Here is a 1,359-nt window from a genome sequence, read left to right on the forward strand (position 1 = left end):
TGTTTCGTGCCTCAACATTTTAGCAAACAATTTTTTGCCTCTTAATGAGGCGTTAGGTGTATTGGGTTATTTGCGTAAGATATATTTTTTGATTCACGTTTTGCGCATCAATCACGTATCCTAAAACGTAATTAAGTTTTGTAATTATCGCACGTATATTATTGTTTCGCGGTGTTACATAAAATTGAGCAAAGCAGTTTATTTAACTTTTTGGTGCGCTAATTTCTCAGTTTTTACTGCAAAATTTCGTGCAAGACTTTGCCAATTACTTTATTGTGGTTTGGTAAGTTTAGGTGGCATAAACTCTAATCAGTTCAAACACCTAACAAGGCATTAAAGCAGGACAAAAAACAGTTTGCTGTTTCGTGCCTCAACAGTTTAGCAAACAATTTTTTGCCTCTTAATGAGGCGTTATAAGCCTAGAAAGGAGTCTGCATGAATATTCAAGAATCAGAAAAATATGAAGAGTTAGCTACAGAGTGGCAATATCAGATGATAATTTTACTAAAAAATACATTAGCCAAGCATGGAGTAAATCAAGATAAAGCTAAAGAGATCATAGGAGAATTCGCCTTTGATTTTGCAATGTTACATGACCAAGAAGAAATAAAGCACGAAGGGAAATCATATAACCCTAGAATAAGTTTTGATGATTTTTCTGGTAACCTTCATGCAAGTTCTGAGGAAACAAATCTTCATGAGTACGCCTTCGGAAGTACAAGTGAAGCATTTGGTGAATAGGCTTATAACAAGTCATTTAAAAGGACAAAAAACAGTTGGTTTTTGCTCCTGCGTCGCTTATTTTAACCAACTATTTTTTGCCTCTTAGTGAGGCGTTAGTTGCCGCAACTTGTTCGAGTAAATTAAGTTTAATCGTGCGGTATTTCACATCAAAGGATTGGTGTTTGTTTCCTTCCTTTTTTGTGGTTACTTTCAATTTATTTAATAATTTTAGCGATTTTGGTAACACAGTTTTCGCCTAACTTTTGTTGGTAAATATAATCAGTAGTTTTGTAAACGGCTCAAAGTTCGCATTCAGTGGCTAAGTTGCGGTGGTGTTTTTAAATACTCACTTCCATTAATTAATTTCTAGTGTTGTTGGTGAGTTAAATGTGTTTAACTATCAACAACTAACAAGGCATTAAAGAAGGACAAAAAACAGTTTGCTGTTTCGTGCCTCAACATTTTAGCAAACTACTTTTTGCCTCTTAATGAGGCGTTAGGTGTATTGGGTTATTTGCGTAAGGTTTAGTTTTTGATTCACGTTTTGCGTATCAATCACGTATCTTAAAACGTAATTCAGTTTTGTATTTATCGCGCGTATATTATTGTTTCGCGGTGTTGCGTAAAATTGAGCAA

1 protein-coding gene is annotated in these 1,359 nt (G+C 34.5%); it reads left to right on the forward strand.

From position 1 onward, the window contains the following. Window positions 1-435 precede the first annotated feature (435 nt). Window positions 436-741: a hypothetical protein gene (locus CWS31_RS17265; RefSeq protein WP_101342690.1), complete on the forward strand. Its 306-nt coding sequence runs from the start codon at window positions 436-438 to the stop codon at window positions 739-741. The last annotated feature ends 618 nt before the right edge of the window (window positions 742-1,359 follow it).

The organism is Colwellia echini (genome assembly GCF_002843355.2).
Classification (GTDB): Bacteria; Pseudomonadota; Gammaproteobacteria; order Enterobacterales; family Alteromonadaceae; genus Colwellia; species Colwellia echini.